This window comes from Mesorhizobium sp. WSM4807 (assembly GCF_055811615.1).
Genome location: NZ_JBVVQY010000086.1, coordinates 1 through 2,750, shown reverse-complemented (window position 1 = coordinate 2,750; position 2,750 = coordinate 1). Strand labels below are relative to the sequence as shown.

Below are 2,750 nucleotides of genomic sequence, written 5' to 3'. Positions count from 1 at the left end.
AACTCTTTCGCCAGTGATATGGCGGGCCTGGAAGAGCCCTGCGACATTCTCATCCCCGCGGCGATGGAGAATGCCATTCACATCGACAACGCCGACCGCATCAAAGCGCATCTCATCGTCGAAGCCGCTAATGGCCCGGTCACCTTCGAGGCCGATCAGATGCTGCGTTCCCGTGGCGTGACGATCCTCCCTGATCTTTATGTCAACGCGGGTGTTGTGGTCGTGAGCTATTTTCGAATGGGTGAAGAACCTGACCCATATCCCGTTCGGGCTGATGGAAAGACGGCGGCGGGAGCTGCGCAACCAGACGATCGCCACCGCGCTTGAGCGGATGACAGGCAAGCCATTCCCGCCGACATGCGCGACGAATTCCTGGAGGGAGGCGCCGAGATTGATCTGGTTCGGTCCGGCCTCGAGGACGTCATGCGCAGCACTTGGGCACGTACCGCCGACCTCCTTGAGGAGCAGCCGGAACTCGGCGACTACAGAACGGCCGCCTATGTCGCCTCCATTCGACAGATCGCCGGCGCATATGAGGCCATAGGGATATGATCGATCACTGCAACGGCGTCGATCGTGGCTTTCCCTATGAAGCGTTCAGAAATGAAGAAGCGGGCTATCGAGCGCAAATGCAAAGTCTGCCGCCGCTGTCCGATCGCCACACGGCCGCGACTTTTGCGCGGCGCGCCCTGCCGGTGTTCCTCCCCACCGGCAGGGTGATATTTCAAACTCTATGGGAGTACTTGCAGCGCATCAGCGATCGAGGATTTGAGAAGGAGGTGAGCAATTCGCGGCTCGTCCGCCACGGCTCTTCGTCGAAGCACGCTTGCAGTTCGTTGGTGACGCGGGCGAAGGGGTCGGGACGCCGACGGCCTCGTTGTTGCTTCGGCTTGGCTTTCGCGGTCGGGCGGATTTCGCCCTCCTTCCAGGCCGTCCGCAGTCCCGACAGGAACCGCTCGAGCGTCAGATCGGCCGCCGCAAGCGATGGCAGGCAGGCTTTGTCCGCGATGTCGACGAGGCGCTGCTGCGCCATCCGCATCTCGCTCAGCAACCTGACGGGGTCAGCCGCGCATACGTTTGCGCGAGTGCGGCGCGAACCGGTTCCGGCGTCCGCGGGTCTGCCAGCAGTCGTTGGCAGGGTGTCGCCGGGGGGATGATAACGCTTGCGCACGCGGGCTCCGTCCCGCTCCTTTCCGGCCAGCTTGAAGGAGCGGCTGGAAGAAGTTCACGAACAGCCGCACCATCGCGTAGAGTTGTGCCAGAGCCGCAGCGGCTTCTAGCCCTTCCAGCCGGCGATAGCCGACGATGCGGCGCACTACGGCGCCGTTCTTCTGCTCGACAAAAGCCTGGTCATTCTTGCGGTAGGGCCGGCAGCGCGTGAACGCGATCCCGGCCTCCTGGCAGTAATCGCGCACCTCTCGTTCAGGAACACGCTGTCATTGTCGGTGTCGAAGCCGAGAAGGTCAAACGGCAGGAGCCGCCGCAATTCCGTCAGCACCTCGCTCAGCAGCTTCTGCTCACGCACCAGCAAAGGCGCGCATTCCGTCCATCCGCTCGCAACGTCGGTAAGACAAAGCGTTTGTATGAAGCTTCCACGCGCCGTCCGCCCGCTATGCGCCACCAGGTCGGCCTCGACGAATCCAGGCGGAGGATTCTGCCAGTCGGAGAAGGTGCGGATCGGAACGCTGCGCCGGAGCGCGGTGGACGCTGTACTGCGACGGCGTCTCGGCCCACATGCGGTGTCTCGAACCTCGCGAAGGGCGCGGTCGATCGTTACCGCACTCATCCCCAAAAGCCGCGTCCGGATTTCCGGCGCAAGCTGAAGATGCCCGTGACGCTCCATCGCTTCGACGAGGATCGGCGCCAGCGCTTTCAGCCGCTTCCCGCAGATACGGTCCGAGGCCTCCCACAGCGAGGCCCATCGGCTTAGGGAATGCGTGGTGATCACCGGGCACCATGGCACCGGTATGGCACCTGACTGAACCGCGAAAGTTAATCGCGGCGCCGAGGGTGGTCTGAAACAACAATATCCGCCGGACGGCCGATGGCGGTCACAGCCCCAAGTATTTGTTTTTGCCGAACCGCACGGTTTCCACACCCCAGCGGGCTCGGCATTGAAGCCGTCGAACGGGTGGCCATCTTCGACAAGCCTGGCGCGCTCCTCCTCGTGTGTGCCGGCTGTTCACATGGCGGTGCGCCTTGGCCCTGGCGACGCATGTATCGAGCGGCCAAGCTCTCAGGTCGGCACAGACTTCACCCGCAGCCGAGGTGTGAAAGAAGCCCTAACACACCAGCCCGACCTGGTTCTCGACCTGACCTGCTGTATCCCGATCACCTTCTGCGCACGCTGCAGCGCCGCTTGAAGATCTGGCGGAAGGAAAAGGCTCACGCGATGGTGTTCGGCGCCATGCAGTTCGGGTCGTTAATCGGGCCAATGGCGAACTGATCCGGACCCAGTCATGGGGAACATTATGCTGAGGCAACGGAAATGTCGGTCGTAAGCGCTGCTCTCAGGCGACGGCCCTGATTTCGGGCGCACAGATGTAGGCCCAGGGCAGGAGATCATCGATCTGGCTGTTGGGGTGGCCGTTGACGATCCTGGTGAGGACATCGGCGAGATAGCCGAGCGGCTCGACGCTGTTGAGCTTGCAGGTTTATGCCGCACGCCGAACTATGCAGAGCGCCTCTTCCGATCATGGCGGTATGAAGCGCTTTGCCCGCCATTTCGACCGAAACCGCTTGACAACTCG

The 2,750-nt window shown here is 62.5% G+C and carries 1 protein-coding gene and 3 pseudogenes; 2 read left to right on the top strand and 2 right to left on the bottom strand.

Annotated features, from left to right (window positions below; all coding sequences use genetic code 11):
- Together AC0L3N_RS33760 and AC0L3N_RS33755 are read left to right on the top strand one after the other, a co-directional pair.
- A pseudogene (locus tag AC0L3N_RS33760) lies at positions 1-327 on the top strand (hypothetical protein); the annotation flags it as partial.
- A 30-nt stretch (positions 328-357) separates the two neighbouring features.
- Complete coding sequence (locus AC0L3N_RS33755; RefSeq protein ID WP_473552002.1) at positions 358-552, top strand: hypothetical protein; 195 nt, start codon at positions 358-360, stop codon at positions 550-552.
- A 226-nt stretch (positions 553-778) separates the two neighbouring features.
- On the opposite strand, the pseudogene AC0L3N_RS33750 reads toward AC0L3N_RS33755, so the two are convergent.
- Together AC0L3N_RS33750 and AC0L3N_RS33745 are read right to left on the bottom strand one after the other, a co-directional pair.
- Positions 779-1,912: pseudogene (locus tag AC0L3N_RS33750) on the bottom strand (transposase); the annotation flags it as partial.
- A 598-nt stretch (positions 1,913-2,510) separates the two neighbouring features.
- A pseudogene (locus tag AC0L3N_RS33745) lies at positions 2,511-2,654 on the bottom strand (transposase domain-containing protein); the annotation flags it as partial.
- Positions 2,655-2,750: the final 96 nt, after the last annotated feature.